Genomic DNA, 18,384 nt, shown 5'->3' on the forward strand with positions numbered 1-18,384 from the left:
CTTCTTTTGACGAATTAAAAGAAGTTTTGTCGCCGAGATAGGAATTCAATTTTTAAAGACGAACATTACTATAAAGGAGTTGAGAATATGAATACGAGTTCGGTTGCAAAACAATTAGGTGTTTCTTCAAGTACCGTAAAACGTTGGGTAAAACAATTAAAACTTAACTTAGAGAAAAATGAGATGGGTCATTTCACTTACCGGCAAGAAGACGTTGACCTTTTAATAACCTATAAAGAGCAACAAAACGAAGCTTTACTCGTTTACACTGAGATTTCAGCTGGTAAAGACTATTTACGAAGAGGCACTGTTCATACATCCATGGATGATGATGATTCGGTTCTTCTTAATCGTATTAAATGTCTAGAGTCCATTGTACAGTCAAAGGCGGACCAGGTCGTGGAATATCAGATACTCCAACATCGAAGAGAAATGGAAGAAATGCAAGCTACCCTCGAAAAACTTGAAGAAAGAATTCGTGAATTAGAAGCTCAGCAAGTATCTCCTTCAACCCTTGTTACTCCTTCTGAACAACCTATAAATATAAAACCCCGAAGAAAGAAAAAACACTGGATTCTACAAAGTCTTTTCCGTTCTTCCACCCAACACAGCTCTTAGCATCTAAGATGTGTTTTTTTTTGTGTTTTTAGAGAGACTAATTACAAAGAATACGAGGGTATAAAAATCAATTATTCAGCTCAGCAAACTTGATATTGTAGAAAAAATGAACGAATTGTGAAAAAACATATATTTTTTCGACAAAATTCTTTCCTATTTAATAGTTTTCGTATAAAATTAATCTCGTTTGGATGAAGTGATATATAACTGGAGGTTACATAATGGTTTTCAAGAAGAAAGACAAATTTAATACTTTGTTAAGCAGCATTGCACAAAACCTTAAAGAAGGTGCAGATTATTTCGCTGATTACAAGTTAAAAAATGTGAGCGATCTAAAAATATTCTCCGAAACATTAAAGGATTATGAAACTAAAGGAGATACATATGTACACGAAGTAATAAAAGAATTAAATAACGCTTTTATTACTCCAATTGAGCGCGAAGATATCCTTGCTTTAGCTATGAGTATGGATGATGTAATCGATGGAATTGAGCATTGTGCAGCTATGTTTGAAATGTACAATATCACTCAAGCTGACGAATTTATGGTGAAGTTTGTAGAGGCTATCAGAAACTGTGCGATTGAAATTCAGCAATCGGTTGAACTGCTTTCAACAAAAAAGCTTCCATCGATTCGTGAACATGCGATCAAAATTAAAGACTATGAGTCAAAATGTGATGGAATCCTTCGTCAGTCAATCAAGCATTTATTTTCAGTAGAAAAAGATCCAATTCGTGTGATTCAATACAAAGAAATTTACGAAGAACTTGAAGAGATTGCTGATAGCTGTCAAGGCGTGGCAAACACACTTGAAACCATCATCATGAAAAATGCATAAGGGGACGTTTTAATATGGATGCATTATTTGTGATAACCATTTTGATAGTAATCGGTGCACTGGCGTTTGACTTTATTAATGGATTCCATGATACAGCAAATGCAATTGCCACATCAGTTTCAACAAAAGCGTTAAAGCCAAGGCATGCAATCATCCTCGCTGCGGTCATGAACTTTGTAGGTGCGATGACATTCACCGGGGTTGCAAAAACGATAACAAAGGATATTGTCGATCCCTTTACATTACAAAACGGTGAGCTTGTCATATTAGCTGCTTTAATTGCAGCGATTTTCTGGAACTTATTAACTTGGTACTATGGAATTCCGAGTAGCTCATCACATGCCATTATTGGATCAATTGCGGGTGCAGCCATTGCAGCTGCAGGTTTCACTTCGCTGAATTATACTGGATTCTTAAAAATCTTGCAGGCATTACTTTTTTCTCCTATTATTGCATTTGTAGCTGGATTTATCGTTTATAGCCTATTTAAGGTGATATTTAAACACAATAACCTAACGAAGACGAATAGAAACTTTCGTACTTTTCAGATTTTCACAGCTGCTCTTCAAGCTTATACACATGGAACAAATGACGCTCAAAAAGCGATGGGGATTATTACGATGGCATTGATTGCCAACGGGTTTACTACTTCTACAGATATCCCTTTCTGGGTTCAATTTTCCTGTGCGTTAGCCATGGGATTAGGAACAAGTGTTGGTGGTTGGAAAATCATCAAGACAGTTGGTGGAAAAATCATGAAAATTAGACCTGTTAATGGAGTAGCAGCTGACTTAACTGGAGCAATGATCATTTTTGGTGCTACTTATATTCACCTACCAGTAAGTACTACACATGTTATTTCGTCTTCTATTCTAGGAGTGGGTGCTTCTCACCGTCTGAAGGGTGTAAAATGGGGTACAGCTCAAAGAATGTTAATTACTTGGGTGATTACCTTACCTATTTCAGCAACTATTGCAGCACTTTGCTATTTTGTTCTTAATATGATTTTTTAATTCAATATAAAAACTTCGAGTTCACGACTCGAAGTTTTTTATATTTTTCTAATATTTTTCTTTTGCTTGTTCATTACCTCATAAGATTTATCAATAATATCAGTAAGCACATCACCTTTATATACTCTACCGATTTTTGTATGTTGCTGATAATACTCTACAATTTCATCGAGTTTTTCTAATGTTTCTTTTGTCACTCGTACATTAAGCTGGACTCTTTTCTCTTCTCCCATCCCTACAACCTTCCTCCTAGTACTTTTTTATCAATCTGCTAGCATTTGCTAACATAATTATATCAGTATAAACAACATTGTCTATCAAAAAAGATGCCCCTTTTTTATGGACATCTTTTAACACTTTTATTCTTTTGTATCTAAAGGCTTTAACTTAGCTTCAATACTACTTCTTTGTGCTTCAAAATATGGAGGAAGAGCGAGACGTTCACCAAGATTCTCAAATGATTCATCCCCCTCAAAACCTGGACCATCCGTTGCTAATTCAAATAGGATTCCATTAGCCTCTCGAAAATATAAAGACTTAAAGTAGTATCTTTCAACAAATCCTGAGCTAGCAATTCGCAACTCTTTTAAATACTGAACCCACTTTCGCAATTGTTCTTCATTTTCCACTCGGAATGCTACGTGGTGTACACTTCCGCGTCCTGGTCTTTCCACTGGAAGGTCTGACTCTTCAAGGACATGTACTTCGGCTCCAGATCCTCCTAACCCGGTTTCAAATACTGTCACTTTCTTATCTTGAAGCATATAGGTTCCTACTTCTTTAAATCCTAAAACCCGAGATAGAATCAGAGCAGTAGATTCAAGCTTTGCTACGGTCAACATCACAGGGCCCAATCCTATAATCGCATGTTCAACGGGAACTGGGCTTTTCTCCCAAGGTTTTCCCCCTTTAACACCTTGATTATTCTCATCTGATACAAGCATCAATCTTTGCCCTTCGAAATCCTTAAATGCAAGAGATAATCTTTTGTATACGTTTTGTTCTTCGTATTCAATACCTAAGGAATCAAATCTTACCTTCCAATACTGAATCGCAGAATCTGATGGAACACGTAGAGAAGTAGTTGAGATACTATTTGTACCGTATCTTGTTTGACCTGCGTTAGGTATTTCAAAAAACGTCAGATCGGTGCCTGGATTCCCTCGTTCATCTGCATAAAATAAATGATAGACAGACGTATCATCTTGGTTTACGGTTTTTTTCACAAGTCGTAAACCTAGGGTTTTTGTATAAAATTCATAATTTCCCTTTGCATTCGCTGTTATGGCGGATACATGATGATGTCCTTTTAAAGGTAATAACTGCTCCATTATTAGCACTCCCTTATCTTTAATTAAAATATCTCAATTTAAAGGTATTTATTTTATTGTGCATTATTTTGCATCTGATTGCAAATAAATAAATTTTTCTTGTACTAAATGTTAAGACGTGCTATAGTTATGAAGCGATGAGCTGAATTGCATAAGTCGAGAGACGCTCCTTTATTGGAATACACGAATGTGGCGTGTAGTCTCGTCGCCGCAATACGCAGAAAAGACTCCTACGGGGGTCTTTTCTTTTTTTATTCCTATAACTGTGATAAAAAATAGGTGCAAAGCCTTTCTGAATAGACTCGGATAGATATAAATGGTGGCAATGTTCCATTGGTAGCGTCATAAGGTACTCCAACCCAAAGTATCTTCTTATCAATCATGACAAAAGGAAATGGTGGTTGTTTCTCTTCTTATCTAATAATAAGCTTAACGGAAGAGCCTTGTAGATGCCGGATCCACTCATTTGATAATTCTTTTCCTTTTGGAAGAGAAACGAGAATTTCAGATTTGGCTGACTTTACATCGCTTATCAATTTCTCGAGTTTTTTCGCATGCATCCAGGTTATATGATCATGTTGATTTTTTATCCAGGTACCTATTTGTGCCGAAGTAATAAGCTGATTGTTACTTTCCTGAAATTCTACTAACTTTCGAAACGTTTTATCTCGGTATACCTTCTGTTTTATGTAATTTCGGTTAGCAAGATGAACAAATTTACCCTTTGTCCTTGTCACTGCTACATTAATTAACCTCTCACTCTCTTTCCCGGTTAATAACATGCTCGGTCTACTTTCAGGAAAGGAATCAACCGTATCAAGAACCATTACTTCCCTTTCACTTCCTTGAAATTTGTGTACCGTTGCAGATAGAATCTCCCCCTTCTGAAGCTGCTGATTGTATAAATCTTGCAACAGTGTATCCATTAGTTCTGCTTGAGCACGGTAAGGAGTCGTATACCCTATATTTTTAGAACCACCCATATATAATTCATGAATGACCTGAAATGAGAGCAAAACCTGTAACAAATTAAATCGCGACCCAGAAGTGGAACGCATACAGTACTCCCCCATATGACTCGTGTCTAATAAAATCGATGCCATCTTTGGAAATGGAGCTCTATTTGCGATTGGCTCTCTTATGGTGTACATACTTTTGTAATCTTTTACAAGACCCAAATAAACAAATTGGTTTGTGAATGCTGAGATATCTGGATGCATTCTCCTTTGTTCCGATAATAAAAATAAATGAGGATGCAACGCCCCCTCTTTCAACCCGTTTACAACTCCAGACTTATGAAACACATCCTCTTTTAACCATTCATTTACTAGCAGGTGATTGGCATGTGCAATGGGTGGTAGCTGTTTAAAGTCACCGCAAACAATGCTTCTTTTCCCTAGAGAAACTGCGAATGCAACTTGCGGGATATATGCCATACTTACCTCGTCTATAATAACCAGATCATATTCCTTTTCATAAATAGCGGGGTCTGAGGCAGCTTTTGCGAGCGTAGTACCAATTACCTCCGCATCTTTTACAAACATCATTTCTTTCGTACGAATTTTATCTAGAACCTGAACTAACTTTTTTTCTACTTCTAAAAGTGTTTGAGAGTCTCTTGCAGAGAAAGAACCTACTAAATCTTTTTTTAGTAAATGCCTCTCCGTTCTCATTTCTTCTCTTTGCTCTGAAAGTTCAGGGTGATGTTTTTTTAATAAATAATCAATAGTTAAAGGAGTATCCTGTAATATTTCACTTACTTGTGATCCATATCGAAGAAGCTCTCCAACCTGGAGCTTATTTTGTTTGTCAACAAATCGCAGGAGCTCTAACATTAACACATCCACAGCTTGGTTACTCTGAGATAACACAAGCACCTTTTTCCCTTTTAAATATTTATTGGCAACAACCCTTGCAAGTGTATAGGTTTTTCCAGTTCCAGGAGGACCCCAAACAAAGGTAATCGGATTATATTTTGACCTGAGCACAAGCTCATGTACATTCGTTTTTATTTTTTCAATCGGATGCAGCGGTACCATACTTGGCTCCATCATTTTTTGAATCCTTGCCCTTTTCTTCTTGCTTGAACGAATGTCTTGAAGTCGATTAATTAATTCGTCTAAAAGTTCCCATGGATCATATTGGAGCATGAGTTCACTTAAGACAGCTCCGATATATTGTTCAAGTTCTATCATCATACTTTTCCCTTCTGATGATAAAACTCGACCAGCTATTTTTCGCTCTCCCCACCATAATGTTACTTTAGACCCAATTGGAATACTCGTTGTAGTTGATGCCGTATTAAAATAATAAATAAAAGGTTCCCTCTCGTTAATCGCGTAGCCATGAGTAAGGCGATACCTTGTGCTACCGTACTTTTTCAAATATGAAATCTCTATTTGTAGTGCTTTTTGCCAAAGTTGTAAATACGTTGCCATCATTGTCTTCCCCTATATTAATAGTAAAAACTCAGAGCTTACACACTGAGTTTTTCCCGAGCTCATATTATAGCTTTTATGGATACAAAAAAATAGGTTTAATTGTTATATTCAGATAAGCTTTGAATGGGTATAGCATCATCCTTGAACAACTCTTGCCCCTCATCAAGTGCAAAGTTTCGTCCGATTGGCAGCTTGAACATATCAATATCAACGATGTATTTTGGACGGCGTTTGGACTCTTTATATATTTTTCCGATATATTCCCCTATTAACCCAATTGCGATTAATTGAAGACCACCAATCAGCCAAATAGAGGTGATAAGGGAAGTCCAGCCAAGCTCTGTATTTCCAAAAAATTTTAAACCTAGAAAATAAAGTGCAAAGAAAAGACTGATAAAAAAAGAAACTAAACCTCCAACGAGAACTAACCGAATCGGAGTAACTGAAAAGGAAGTAATACCATTAAATGCAAACGATAGCATTTTTCGTAAAGGATATTTACTTTCACCTGCTGTTCGTTCTTTTCTTTCATAAAAAACCTTTGTAGATTGAAATCCAAGGAGAGGAATAATTCCCCGTAAAAACATATTCACTTCCTCAAATCCTTGTAGGTACTCTGCTGCACGCTTACTCAATAAACGATAGTCCGCATGGTTATATATAAGCTCTACTCCCATTTTGTTCATTAACTTATAGAATGATTCAGCTGTAAATCTTTTAAAGAATGTATCAGAATCACGCTTCTCCCTTACACCATAGATCACATCATATCCCAACTGATAATTCTCAATAAATTCTCGCATAACATATATATCGTCCTGTAAATCTGCATCAATCGTAATAATAGCGTCCGATGACTCTGTTGCTATGTGAATACCGGCTAATAAAGCATTTTGATGACCTACATTTCTAGACAGTTTGATTCCCTTAATCATTCCGTTCTTTAACGTTTCTTTATATATTAGTTTCCATGTTTGGTCTTTACTGCCGTCATCTACAAACAGTATCTTACTCTTTGGAGAAACTAGCCCATCATCAATCATACTAGTCAACAAGTTGGATAAATCAGAAAAGGTTTTGTGTAAGATTTCTTCTTCATTGTAACAAGGTACAACAATTGTTACGTTTGTTGAGTTCAAAATATGGTCCTCCTAGCTGTTTAATATAATTTGTATAAATAAATGGTCCAAGCAGAGCTGTCCGATTGAAATATTTTTTCAAGCTGCAATTTGTTTTCATCCGCATTTTTAATAGGCAATGCTGAAAATACGTATTCTCCACCTAACTCCTTAATTTTGGATGTCTGAAGCTGCAAATTTTTTAAAGTTTTAGAAGAATTCTTTTTTACCATATAATGCTTTCCCATTTGGGCTGTAAAAATATAGCATCTTCCTCCCCATTCATCGAAATACCTTTTAATTTTTTTATTCTTACTTAATTCCTTTTCAATAATGGTTCGAAATTGATGCTTATAAGTTAAAGGATAAAAGTTATTATACGTATCCAGTGTGTAGAAACCGTTATACTGTGCAATTGCTGGATGAAGGCCAATACTTACCACACGATACTCGTTTACCGGTCTTTCTATATACGCTTTTATGTTCTCAAATTGTTCTGTTGCGTAAAATTGTTTTACGGTTGGCTTTCGATGATTAATGATTTCTTCATTAAAGGCAAATAACAGCATGATCTGTGCAACAAGGATGTAGCGAATATATCCGTTTTTTTGAATGTAGGACTTAATAATGAACAAAGCTTGTGCGAAATTGATATAAATAATAAGCGGTCTAAGAAAGTGAAACCTCGCGAAATTAAAGGTATTCAAAAAATGAAATCTTTCTACGATTGGAGCCCAGCCTTCATAAAACCAAAATGCATACCAAAGGGATAAGAAAAAGTTTAAAACGAATAAGGTAAGATACACTTTATGCTCTTTCCAACTCTTGTTTATTAATACTAAAAAAAGAGCAATAAAGAGTATTGGAAGGATGACTAAACCATGAACGGTCATCACATGTGTATGTCCTAGGATGAAATTCTTAAAAGTTAAGCGAATCACGCGCCATAATGGAAGAGTGGCATGAATATACTCATCTCGACTGTTTGGTTCACCAGCAACGAGGAAGGAGCTAACTAGACGATATTCTACAAGTAAAAAAACCACTGTCATATACATGATAGAAAGAAAAAATCGTATTTGAAGCTTTTTTCTCGTCAAAAGCTCGTAAAACCAAAAGATCCCCATCGCTACCATAAAGAAGAAAAAACCTAATACAAAGCTAGAATAGAATGGTAAGAAAGTAAAAATGATGACGTTTTTCCAAGTTTTCTTTCCACTTCGAACATTAAGGAATGCCCATAATGCCAATGGCATACCAAGTGTACTTAACATCCCTGATGGCCAAAAAGGGGTTAACGCAAAGGCTAATGCAACACCTATACGAATCACCGTATCAGAACTTTTTGGCACATAGTAATCTCGAAGCAATAAGTACATACCAAGAAATGCAAAAATACGTGTGATCGCCTGGCTAATAGCATACGCCGTCATCGTTGGAAGAAAATGATGAAGCCAAACGATTCCACTAAATTCGGTTCCAAAGGCATTTCTAGGCAGTCCATTTATAACTTGTGGGATTACAGCATCAATCTCTCCAAATAGTTCCCCACTACGGGAAAGGACTTTATACCAAGCAAGATTGGAATCCAAGTTATCATGAACTCGTATATGCGCATTTTCTCCTAGAACAAATAAAGGTAGTAAATAAATAGCTATTACTATTAATGCAAATACGAACATTCTTCGCTCAAAAACAGTTGAAGATTTGAACAAACTAGCCACCTCATTCAAAAAAGCTCCATTCCTAACTTTTGCATTATGACCATAATTATTCCATTTTGTTTATTTACCTAAAAAATACCCCCATGATGGGAGCATTCTTACTACTTCTTTATAAACATTTGGGTCCAGTGGTTACCAGCTTCTACATAACCAACGCCAATATGTGAATAGTTACCACTCAAAATGTTTTTACGATGTCCTTCACTATTCATCCATGCCTGGACAACTTCCTCAGGAGTTCTCTGTCCTTTTGCAATGTTCTCTCCAGCACTCTGATACGTAATTCCAAAATCACGCATCATGTCAAATGGAGAGCCGTAAGTTGGACTCGTATGTGAAAAATACCCTTTTTGTTGCATATCACGTGATTTCTCACGAGCTACGTTACTAAGTTTAGTATCAGCTTGAAGCGTAGGTAAACCAGCTTTTTTACGTTCAGCATTTGTTAACTCAATTACTCGCGACTCAATTGAGCTAATGGACCCAGCAGCAGGTGTAGTTTTTGGTGCTGGTGCTTGGTCAGCAGGAGCTGCTTGGTTTTGATTTTGTGTTGGAGCTTGTTGTGGCTGTGTCGCCTGCGGCTGTTGTTGTGTTGGTTGTTGCTGTCCAGCTTGGCCAGTAACAATCTTCCATTGACCTTGCTTAATAATCTGGCTATGTGGATATTTCCCACTTGGTGTACCAGTACTATAAGCATTAGGGTCAATTGTGATAACGCCTGTTTTAATTTTTAATATGTCACCGTTATGTGCTAGTGATTTAGATTTGCCTTGTTCGTTTGATGACCCGTTCATTCCAGCTGCTCCAAAGCCTCGGTTCTCTCCTCGACCTTTTTTCACATACCGATAATCATCGGTTGGGGACGGGTTAGTTCCCACATCTGTACGGCCAATCTCTCTTCCGCCTCGGTAATCGGAGTCCATATGATATTGATGATCTCCTCGACCTAACCGAACTAGAGGATTCATATCAGTATTATTCACTCGTTGAGTTCTGTTTGTTGTATATCTTGATGCTTGGTCACTTGTAAATCCTACATCCGAAGTACCCGTTGTGCGGTTATTAGTATCTTCAGCTGCATTGTTGTTACAAGCAGTAAGCAACATTAAAGAAAAACCTACAGAAAGTAGACGCTTGTTCAATGTAAACCCCTCCTTTTAGTAAATAAGTGTTACATATGTATTGTTTCTTTTTTCGAGACAAAACATAGATGGGAAAAATCGAGAATAAAAATGGCATAAACAAGGAAAAATGACATAAAAAAGATAACCTTGTAAAGGCTATCTCAGGTGATGTTTATTTTGATGTTACTGCTGATATGTTTGCAACGAGGAGTTGTTAAGGCTACATACGCTGGTGCCGCAATCATTCCAGCCTGACGTAATCCTCCACCTAATCTTTTTCTCCACTTTCTTGCTTTAGCAATAAATTCTCTATTTCCAGCCAAAATAGAACCAACAGGTGCGCCAAGCCCTTTTGATAAACATACTTGTACCGTATCACAGTATTGCGTAAAATCTGTTACAGAAGCACCCAAAGCTGCGGCTGCATTAAACAATCTAGCTCCATCCACGTGTACAGGTATTTGATTTTTTGCACCTATTTTATTTAAAAGCAGCCTCCCTCATTTCTTTTTCTAAATTATAAAACTTGTTCCACTATTTTTGAAAAAAAAAACCAGATCTTAAAAACAGTTCTGGTAATGACTCAGGTTTAATGAAATGTATTTGGGTTAATGTCCTGAAACAATGTAGTGAAAATGGATTTATAATTCTTAGCTATTGTTAATAATTCGTTCTCTCCATGAACTTGACAATACTGAATAAAATCATCTAGTTCATAAAAGACTTTTTCAACCACCTGTAGCGGAAGGGATATCGCAGCCAACTGTGCTCCTCCTCCGTCAGGTTCCGGAACATACATTAAAAACTTGTGGTATAGAAAATCAAAGAACTGTAACTCATGGTGAAGATGCTCCCTCTCTACATCATCCATATCCTCGTTTTCTTCCACCTCATACCCACGCCAATGCAAGTGAAAAGAAGAAAAATGAATCCAAAACATCAATATCTCCGAGTTAACTGTTAACTTAATATCATTTGTTTCAACAGTAGAATCTAAAGAGAATAAATCCACAAAATGCCCCCTTATTTTAAAGACATTTTAACTTCACAATTTTGCAGAACGCCGATAAACAAATAACCGCAACTTATCATAACATAAATAAAGGATTCCACCTATTTACTTTTAATTCCATAAAGGAGAGATTTGATGCCGTTAAATAATGAAAATCCGTTAATACTATCCAACCATGGAGAACCAAATTCCAATCAGACCATATTCCGGTACTCCTACTTTGAAGACGTCCTGCAAAGTCAAAAAATGACTAACTCAACTTTATCACAATCCATTGAATTATTTCATAGTACACTTAGTGAAACCACCTCCTCTCAGCAGATTAAATTTAATGAGTTACTACAAGAAATCAGCCGATCAGAACAATCTTTACGCGAGATTGCATCAATAATGATAGAACAAAGTCAAACCAATCAAATAATCCTTGAGAGACTGGGTAAGCTTGAAAAAGAAAATGAACTTGTCCTTAATGAAATTACAAAAGAAGGGCTAATGCATGAAGCGATGGTGGATCAACTATCTTTACAAGATCAACGTTTACTCGAGCTTAACTCAACACTGTCATCACACGAGCAACAAACAGTTGAATTAACTAAACAACTACAAGTGCATGAAAATATGTATGAAGAGATTTCAGAAAAAATGGGGTTACAAGAGGTATTTCATCAAACAGTTATGGAAAGGTTAGACCATCAAGAAGCCATTTCGGAGAAAATCCAAAGACAACTCGATTATTTAAAGACGGCCATTTATGAGAGAGCCTCACACTTGGCAGAAAAAATAGAGACGAACTTTAGCAAAGTTGCAAAACCCGTTCATCGATTTTTTGTACAAAAAGAAAAAAATGAACAAAAATAATAACGAAAAAACCCCAGTCTAAAAATGACTGGGGTCTAAGCTTAAGCAGTTTTTGCCGGTAATATGATATTAAAGGTGGTGCCTTTGTTTATTTCACTTTCTATATATACTTTCCCTTGGTGGCTTTCAATGATTTTAAAGCTAACCATTAACCCTAGGCCGTTTCCTTCCTTTTTGGTTGTATAGAACGGTTCACCAATCTTTTTGAGCTTATCCTCTGGTATCCCAACCCCCGTATCTTGAATTGAGATTTGTACTTGGTTATCCTCGACACTTACTTTAACGGTTAATTCCCCACCATTCGGCATAGCTTCAATACCGTTCTTTACAAAGTTTAGAAACACCTGTTTCAGTCTATCTTCATCACACTCAATTTGAATGATATCTTCATTTGCTTCAAAACTCATTTTCACATTCTTTTTTCGTGCTTCGAATTCTAATAGTGAGAGTACATTGTTTATTATTTTGACAATATTTTTTTCTTCAAGTTCTACTACCTTAGGCTTGGCAAGAACCATAAAATCCTCAACAATCGTATTTACACGGCCAATCTCATCAAGAATAATCTCAATAAATTCTCTTCTTTGTGGATCGGTCTCATCCTCTAATAGAAACTCTCCATATCCCTTCATAGAAGTAAGAGGGTTTCTTATTTCATGGGCCACCCCGGCAGCGAGCTGACCAACAGCAGCTAGCTTATCTTGACGATGAAGTGTTTCTTCTGTTTTCTTTCTTTCAGTAATATCATTTCTTATTGCAAGGTATTGGTATGGTTTCCCTTTTTCATTCATAAAGGGGATGATGGTTGTATCAACCCAATAATATGTTCCATCCTTTGCTTTGTTTCTAATTTCACCTTTCCAAACATGTCCGTTCCCAATTGTGCTCCACAACTCTTTAAAGTAAGCTTTGGAATGGAACCCCGAGTTTAAGATTTTGTGATCTACCCCAATAAGCTCTTCACGTGAGTATTTAGATATCTCACAAAACTTATCATTCACCTTTGTAATTTTTCCCTTTTCATCTGTAAAAGCAACAATGGAGGATTGATCTAAAGCAAAATTTATATCATTAACTTCTTTTAACGACTCTTTTAATTTCTCTTCTGCTAATTTTCTATTGGTTATATCATGACGAATCGCAACATATTGATACGGTTTGCCGTTTTTTCCTAGAAACGGAACAATGGTCGTATCGACCCAATAGAAGCTTCCATCCTTCGCTTTATTTCGGATTTCTCCTTTCCAAACTCTTCCTGAGCTAATCTCTTTCCAAAGTTGTTGGAAATAACTACGTGGATGGTAGCCCGAATTTAATATCCGATGATCCATACCGAGAAGCTCTTCTCTTTGATACTTAGAGATTTCAACAAATTTGTCATTAACAAAGGTAATTTTCCCTTTTGGATCTGTAATAGCAACAATGGAAGATTCGTCTAATGCGGCTGTAATATCTTTAAGATTTGTGTCTGTAATAGCCAACTTTCTACTGATAAAAGCGGAAGACGAAATTAATCCTATTAAAATGACAATAGATAAGAAAAGAACAAAATAAATAAATAACCGTTCATCGGATATATTCCCTATCGGATCCGTAATTTTAAATCTTATAATTTCAGCTGATTTTACAAGTAAGAAATGTCCTTCCACTATAGCTATCGTTAATACTAAAGCTGCTAAAGGCTTCATCCAAATACGATGACTAACCGAAAAGTTTTTAGCGAAAAACAACATCCAAAAAACGAACCAAAAAGATGCACACATCAAAACAAGAGCAACGATAAGGATAATTGGATCATAAGAAAATACGATTTCTAGTCCTAGCATCCCAACCAAATGAACGAATAAAACTGCACATGTCATAAAAATACTTCCTAATAACAGACTAGTTTTATGAAAGTGATGTTTTGTTACAGTATAAAACGCAAGACCTACAAAGATGATACCGACAATTAGTGATAGCAAAATAAGTGGAATACGATAATGAAAGGACTCCGCTCCATCTATAGTAAGCATTCCGATGAAATTCATTAACCAAATACCAACACCCATTGATAAGGTACCGGCAATCAATAAAAACCTCCTATTTCTTTCGGAGGTATGAAGCATTGCAACAAGGTTCATTGAAGTATAGGAAGCCATTATCGTTAAAATAAATGCAGAAAAAATTAAAATAGGATTGTACGATCCAATAATTTCTTCCATAAAAAGAAATGCCTCCTTTTCAGAAACAATTTATATCTACTTGATTTTAATGGATAGATACCGTATATAAAAGAAAAAGTTTTGTTTTTTGTCACAATTATTTTCTTTTGTTTTCCCACCAAAAATGATAAATCAGTACATTTCACTTATTTAAAAAAAATTTTGATTTTTTCAAGAAAAGAGTCTACACATTTTTAACATCCTCGTGTATACTGTACTATAACAAGAGGTAATTAATTATTCTGTATTATATAAGGAGGAGTAAAAATGTTAATAAGTCCAGTTGAGTTTTTCCGAACATTACCCAAAAAGGTTTGTCCCGAGTGTGGTCAACAGGTACATGAACAGGCTGAATCGTACTTCTTAGAATGTGACAGATGCCTTTCAAAAAAAATGGAAGAATAAAATGTAAACTAAGCACGGTGAGGTTAGATAATCTCACCGTTTTTTTGTATTGATTTATTAAAATATTTAGAAAAATCCTTTAAAATCATGTATACTAACACTGTATATACTTAGGAATACGAAATACATAGTTAGGGGGAAGGAAAATGGAGAAAACATCTTCAAAAAGGTATTTACGTAAAGAGGTACCCGAGCATTTAACATGGGACTTAAGTGATTTGTTTGACTCAGAAGATACTTGGCAAGACCATCTCAAATTGGTGGAAAATGATCTAAGTCTATTTGATGCTTATAAAGGAAAAGTAACCGAAAACTCCGCTACGTTACTTCAATGTTTAGAACAACGTGAAAAGCTAACCCATAAGTTAATAAAAATTTCTACTTTTGCTTCTTTAAAACAATCAGAAGATGGAACAAATCCAATCAACCAGGCGAATATTGGAAAGGTTTCATCGCTACTTTCCAAAATAAACTCATCATTATCTTTTATTGATTCAGAATTATTAAAACTTGACGAAGAGACACTTTCACAATTCGTACAAGAACAACCTAATCTCCTTCCTTTTAAGAATATGCTAGCTGATTTACTAGAGACAAAAAAATACCGTTTATCCCCTGAAACTGAACAAGTACTTGCTGCTCTTGGAGAAGTTCATGGAGCACCTTACCAAATTTATCAAACAAGTAAATCTGCCGATATGACTTTTTCTTCGTTTTTAGATGACAAAGGAAATGAGTTACCAAATAGCTTCGCTTTATTCGAAGACCGATATGAATTTTCACCAGATCCAATAGTGAGAGGAAATGCCTATGAATCATTTGTATCTACATTAAGCAAGTACAAAAATACGTACGCTGCTGTGTATGCAACAGAAGTAAAAAAACAAGTCGCTTTGTCTAAATTACGAGGCTATGACTCTGTAACAGATATGCTTTTGCATCCACAAAAAGTTGAGAAAGTTACCTATGAGAATCAATTGAATGTTATTCAAAAAGAGCTTGCTCCGCATATGAGAAGGTTTGCTCAGTTAAAAAAACGTGTTCTTGGGCTTGAAACGATGAGATTCTGTGATTTAAAGGCACCTTTAGATCCATCTTTTAATCCATCTACGACCTATGAGGAAGCAAGCGAAGTAATCTTAGAAGCATTAAAAGTAATGGGACCTGAGTATAGTAGCATTATGAAAAAAGGATTAACGGAAAGATGGGTTGACTTAGCTGATAATGTTGGGAAATCCACCGGTGCATTCTGTTCTAGCCCTTACGGCTCCCACCCGTATATTCTTATAACATGGACAGACACCATGAGAGGTGCTTTTGTCCTTGCCCATGAGCTTGGACACGCAGGACACTTTTATTTGGCAAACAAAAATCAACGCATGATGAATACTCGCCCATCCATGTATTTTATTGAAGCCCCATCAACAATGAATGAGATGCTTTTAGGTGACTACTTGCTCTCTCAAACGAATGATGTTCAAATGAAGCGCTGGGTGCTATTACAATTATTAGGAACGTATTATCATAACTTTGTTACACATCTATTGGAGGGAGAATTCCAAAGAAGAGTTTATCGTTTAGCTGAGGAAGGGGTGCCATTAACAGCAAAAATACTTTGCGAGCAAAAAGCAAATGTGCTAACTGACTTCTGGGGAGATACAGTGGAAATTGATGAAGGAGCAAGTCTTACATGGATGAGACAACCACATTACTATATGGGACTATATCCATACACATATTCCGCTGGCTTAACCGCTTCAACTGCTATGGCTCAGTTAATAAAGGAAGAAGGTCAACCGGCTGTTGAGCGATGGCTAGAGGTGTTAAAAGCTGGGGGGACGATGCGTCCATTAGAGTTACTAAAACAGGCTGGAATTGATATGTCAACACCTTCCCCTATTGAGAAGGCCGTAAGCTACGTAGGTACATTAATTGATGAACTAGAAGCAAGCTATCAATAATAAAACGGGCACAGATTACGTAATCTGTGCTTTTTAGATTAAATAAAAACTCTCTAGCTATACTAGAGAGAAAGTCAACATCTTAGGGGACCCAACCATTTTTCATCAGCTTTGCTTCCGGTTTAGTTATTTTCCTACTCCAAATAACAAGGTTAAGCTCTTTTAATACTATGCTGATGTGTGTTTGTTCCGTTTTAGGATTACGTTGGATGGTCTCACTTACTACGAGAAGTGAGAAGGTATTCCTTTCGAATAACAAACAGCCTTATTAAGTTTTAATTTTATCTTTCATTCACATAATGGAAGCTTTATTAGAATTCTATAAAGGAAGTTGTAATTTCCATGGCCAAATTTTCCGTTTTTGGTCTACTTTTTAACCCAAGGCGTTGGCTTCTACCCCCTTTTTATCTTCTCGTAACTATATTTTCATAACACAATATAGCTACAATACTTAAAATGAGAATTTCAGCATCAAGTCTTTGCTACCTACTAAGAAACTTTTTACTAAATAAGTAGTGATTAAATTGTAGGGACTTTACATTTTCCTCTCTTTTCACCGCTTCACAAATTATGCGTGGACTTTATAGTTTACTCGTTCTCATATACTTACTTACGGAACGAACACTATATGGTTGAGTCTCCTAAAATGTTAACTCCTTTCTTTTTTTATTTGTTTTTCTTTACACTCTTATTATATCACCTGAAAAAAGCGATACTCTCCCTAACTGTGATAGTTATGTGAACGTTCCCATCCCTTTTGGAAGAATAACACTTGATTTTGATGAGAACGATATATATATGTTCATTAACTAAAAGGAGGTAATGATGAGATGGAAATGGTCAATCCAAAAGAGGTCAAAGTAGGTGATGAGGTGTTCGTGATTTATAATAACCCACATACTCCGACTGTATCTAATATAAGAGCGGCTGAAATTGTACAACATCCTCATAATCCCGGTGGAGTCGCTTTATTTTTAAATGAGACCTTTCATGTAATCGAAGATGACGATGCCCTATTTGCTTCTGAAGCTGCTGCTGAACAAGCATTTAATGACCACTACTACAATACAGATACACACTAAAGAAGCAAGGCAACGCCTTGCTTCTAATCACTAATTGATTTTAGGCAACTCTCTAACTTCCATTGTTGTGTCGTGTCCACACAATGGACATTTTAAATCGGAGCTTGCAAACTCTTTTCTCATCCAACCAATACAATCGTTATCAGCACATGTATACACTTCAATATCCATTAAAATATCTTCCGGTTTTTCTTCTTGAGCTTTTCTGTTAAAGAACATAGCAATTGCCCCCATTCTAGAGATTCTTTCGTTCTTTTTATTTAGTATGTACAAATTATTATATTTTAAAAGTATTTTTTCCTGTGTATCCAAAAATAAACAACCTGCCCCTTCAAGCAGGTTGTTTATTTCTTCTTATAACCACGAAGCGCCTACAATGATTAATAAGATAAATAATACGACAATTAACACAAATCCTCCGTATCCATACCCACATCCACCATAACCATATCCGTAGTTATAGCCCATACCTTTCAACCCCTTTTATTATTAAAAACTAATTAATATCCCCATCCCACATATGCTGCTCCCACAATAATCAATAGGATGAACAAAACGACGATCAAAGCAAATCCACCGCCGTAGCCGAATCCAGCTTCTGCGCTCATTACTTCCACCTCCCATGACATCTATCGGCAGTATATGTGAGGCAAA

The 18,384-nt window shown here is 36.1% G+C and carries 18 protein-coding genes and 1 pseudogene; 7 read left to right on the forward strand and 12 right to left on the reverse strand.

Annotation, left to right across the window (positions count from 1 at the left end):
• Positions 1-87 precede the first annotated feature (87 nt).
• The 3 genes from MKX65_RS13880 to MKX65_RS13890 all read left to right on the forward strand — a co-directional run bounded on the left by MKX65_RS13880 (position 88) and on the right by MKX65_RS13890 (position 2,470).
• Positions 88-618: a MerR family transcriptional regulator gene (locus MKX65_RS13880; protein ID WP_340904076.1), complete on the forward strand. Its 531-nt coding sequence runs from the start codon at positions 88-90 to the stop codon at positions 616-618.
• Between the two features lie 221 nt (positions 619-839).
• Positions 840-1,457, forward strand: coding sequence for a DUF47 domain-containing protein (locus MKX65_RS13885; protein ID WP_340904078.1), 618 nt, complete (start codon positions 840-842; stop codon positions 1,455-1,457).
• A gap of 14 nt (positions 1,458-1,471) precedes the next feature.
• Complete coding sequence (locus tag MKX65_RS13890; RefSeq protein WP_160547070.1) at positions 1,472-2,470, forward strand: inorganic phosphate transporter; 999 nt, start codon at positions 1,472-1,474, stop codon at positions 2,468-2,470.
• A gap of 38 nt (positions 2,471-2,508) precedes the next feature.
• On the opposite strand, the gene MKX65_RS13895 is transcribed toward MKX65_RS13890, so the two are convergent.
• The 8 genes and pseudogenes from MKX65_RS13895 to MKX65_RS13930 form a co-directional block, all read right to left on the reverse strand.
• A complete protein-coding gene (locus tag MKX65_RS13895; RefSeq protein ID WP_160547069.1) occupies positions 2,509-2,703 on the reverse strand; it encodes a hypothetical protein in 195 nt (64 codons plus the stop codon).
• A gap of 126 nt (positions 2,704-2,829) precedes the next feature.
• A complete protein-coding gene (locus tag MKX65_RS13900) occupies positions 2,830-3,801 on the reverse strand; it encodes a VOC family protein (RefSeq protein ID WP_160547068.1) in 972 nt (323 codons plus the stop codon).
• Between the two features lie 413 nt (positions 3,802-4,214).
• Positions 4,215-6,242, reverse strand: a complete 2,028-nt coding sequence (locus MKX65_RS13905) for an AAA domain-containing protein (RefSeq protein WP_340904084.1) — start codon at positions 6,240-6,242, stop codon at positions 4,215-4,217.
• A gap of 95 nt (positions 6,243-6,337) precedes the next feature.
• Entirely contained in the window at positions 6,338-7,381 is a 1,044-nt protein-coding gene (locus MKX65_RS13910; protein WP_160547067.1) for a glycosyltransferase family 2 protein, read from the reverse strand.
• Positions 7,382-7,401: 20 nt separating this feature from the next.
• Positions 7,402-9,042, reverse strand: coding sequence for a DUF6044 family protein (locus MKX65_RS13915; RefSeq protein WP_160547100.1), 1,641 nt, complete (start codon positions 9,040-9,042; stop codon positions 7,402-7,404).
• A 143-nt stretch (positions 9,043-9,185) separates the two neighbouring features.
• Positions 9,186-9,878, reverse strand: a complete 693-nt coding sequence (locus tag MKX65_RS13920) for a CAP domain-containing protein (RefSeq protein WP_160547099.1) — start codon at positions 9,876-9,878, stop codon at positions 9,186-9,188.
• 533 nt (positions 9,879-10,411) lie between these two features.
• Positions 10,412-10,678: pseudogene (locus MKX65_RS13925) on the reverse strand (beta-eliminating lyase-related protein); the annotation flags it as partial.
• 119 nt (positions 10,679-10,797) lie between these two features.
• Positions 10,798-11,220 carry a hypothetical protein gene (locus MKX65_RS13930; protein ID WP_160547066.1) on the reverse strand — a complete coding sequence of 141 codons (423 nt, stop codon included), beginning with the start codon at positions 11,218-11,220 and terminating at the stop codon, positions 10,798-10,800.
• 135 nt (positions 11,221-11,355) lie between these two features.
• On the opposite strand from MKX65_RS13930, the gene MKX65_RS13935 reads away from it, so the two are divergent.
• Positions 11,356-12,078, forward strand: coding sequence for a hypothetical protein (locus MKX65_RS13935; protein ID WP_160547065.1), 723 nt, complete (start codon positions 11,356-11,358; stop codon positions 12,076-12,078).
• Positions 12,079-12,119: 41 nt separating this feature from the next.
• On the opposite strand, the gene MKX65_RS13940 is transcribed toward MKX65_RS13935, so the two are convergent.
• Complete coding sequence (locus MKX65_RS13940) at positions 12,120-14,282, reverse strand: PAS domain S-box protein (RefSeq protein WP_340904089.1); 2,163 nt, start codon at positions 14,280-14,282, stop codon at positions 12,120-12,122.
• Between the two features lie 267 nt (positions 14,283-14,549).
• On the opposite strand from MKX65_RS13940, the gene yhfH reads away from it, so the two are divergent.
• The 3 genes from yhfH (at position 14,550) to MKX65_RS13955 (ending at position 17,730) form a co-directional block, all read left to right on the forward strand.
• A complete protein-coding gene (gene yhfH / locus MKX65_RS13945) occupies positions 14,550-14,687 on the forward strand; it encodes a protein YhfH (protein WP_160547063.1) in 138 nt (45 codons plus the stop codon).
• Positions 14,688-14,833: 146 nt separating this feature from the next.
• Positions 14,834-16,648 (forward strand): oligoendopeptidase F, encoded by a 1,815-nt coding sequence (pepF, locus tag MKX65_RS13950; RefSeq protein WP_340904092.1) that lies wholly within the window; start codon positions 14,834-14,836, stop codon positions 16,646-16,648.
• Positions 16,649-17,478: 830 nt separating this feature from the next.
• Positions 17,479-17,730, forward strand: a complete 252-nt coding sequence (locus MKX65_RS13955; RefSeq protein WP_340904094.1) for a transcriptional regulator SplA domain-containing protein — start codon at positions 17,479-17,481, stop codon at positions 17,728-17,730.
• 30 nt (positions 17,731-17,760) lie between these two features.
• Here the strand turns inward: MKX65_RS13955 and MKX65_RS13960 are convergent, their stop codons facing one another.
• From MKX65_RS13960 to MKX65_RS13970, 3 genes are all read right to left on the reverse strand, one after another.
• Positions 17,761-17,949, reverse strand: a complete 189-nt coding sequence (locus MKX65_RS13960) for a cold-inducible protein YdjO-related protein (protein WP_160547060.1) — start codon at positions 17,947-17,949, stop codon at positions 17,761-17,763.
• 135 nt (positions 17,950-18,084) lie between these two features.
• Positions 18,085-18,198: a YjcZ family sporulation protein gene (locus MKX65_RS13965; protein WP_119708663.1), complete on the reverse strand. Its 114-nt coding sequence runs from the start codon at positions 18,196-18,198 to the stop codon at positions 18,085-18,087.
• 32 nt (positions 18,199-18,230) lie between these two features.
• Entirely contained in the window at positions 18,231-18,338 is a 108-nt protein-coding gene (locus tag MKX65_RS13970) for a YjcZ family sporulation protein (RefSeq protein WP_084361915.1), read from the reverse strand.
• Positions 18,339-18,384: the final 46 nt, after the last annotated feature.

The sequence above is a fragment of the Robertmurraya sp. FSL R5-0851 genome (assembly GCF_038002965.1).
GTDB classification, from domain to species: Bacteria; Bacillota; Bacilli; order Bacillales; family Cytobacillaceae; genus Robertmurraya_A; species Robertmurraya_A beringensis.

Excerpts from the sequence above, each read along its gene's own strand:
- yhfH (WP_160547063.1), top strand. The coding sequence starts at position 14,550 with ATGTTAATAAGTCCAGTTGAGTTTTTCCGAACATTACCCAAAAAGGTT.
- MKX65_RS13965 (WP_119708663.1), bottom strand. The coding sequence starts at position 18,198 with ATGGGCTATAACTACGGATATGGTTATGGTGGATGTGGGTATGGATAC.
- MKX65_RS13940 (WP_340904089.1), bottom strand. The coding sequence starts at position 14,282 with ATGGAAGAAATTATTGGATCGTACAATCCTATTTTAATTTTTTCTGCA.
- MKX65_RS13890 (WP_160547070.1), top strand. The coding sequence starts at position 1,472 with ATGGATGCATTATTTGTGATAACCATTTTGATAGTAATCGGTGCACTG.
- MKX65_RS13880 (WP_340904076.1), top strand. The coding sequence starts at position 88 with ATGAATACGAGTTCGGTTGCAAAACAATTAGGTGTTTCTTCAAGTACC.
- MKX65_RS13885 (WP_340904078.1), top strand. The coding sequence starts at position 840 with ATGGTTTTCAAGAAGAAAGACAAATTTAATACTTTGTTAAGCAGCATT.
- MKX65_RS13915 (WP_160547100.1), bottom strand. The coding sequence starts at position 9,042 with ATGTTCGTATTTGCATTAATAGTAATAGCTATTTATTTACTACCTTTA.
- MKX65_RS13970 (WP_084361915.1), bottom strand. The coding sequence starts at position 18,338 with ATGAGCGCAGAAGCTGGATTCGGCTACGGCGGTGGATTTGCTTTGATC.
- MKX65_RS13935 (WP_160547065.1), top strand. The coding sequence starts at position 11,356 with ATGCCGTTAAATAATGAAAATCCGTTAATACTATCCAACCATGGAGAA.
- MKX65_RS13955 (WP_340904094.1), top strand. The coding sequence starts at position 17,479 with ATGGAAATGGTCAATCCAAAAGAGGTCAAAGTAGGTGATGAGGTGTTC.
- MKX65_RS13960 (WP_160547060.1), bottom strand. The coding sequence starts at position 17,949 with ATGTTCTTTAACAGAAAAGCTCAAGAAGAAAAACCGGAAGATATTTTA.
- MKX65_RS13920 (WP_160547099.1), bottom strand. The coding sequence starts at position 9,878 with ATGAACGGGTCATCAAACGAACAAGGCAAATCTAAATCACTAGCACAT.
- MKX65_RS13900 (WP_160547068.1), bottom strand. The coding sequence starts at position 3,801 with ATGGAGCAGTTATTACCTTTAAAAGGACATCATCATGTATCCGCCATA.
- pepF (WP_340904092.1), top strand. The coding sequence starts at position 14,834 with ATGGAGAAAACATCTTCAAAAAGGTATTTACGTAAAGAGGTACCCGAG.
- MKX65_RS13895 (WP_160547069.1), bottom strand. The coding sequence starts at position 2,703 with ATGGGAGAAGAGAAAAGAGTCCAGCTTAATGTACGAGTGACAAAAGAA.
- MKX65_RS13905 (WP_340904084.1), bottom strand. The coding sequence starts at position 6,242 with ATGATGGCAACGTATTTACAACTTTGGCAAAAAGCACTACAAATAGAG.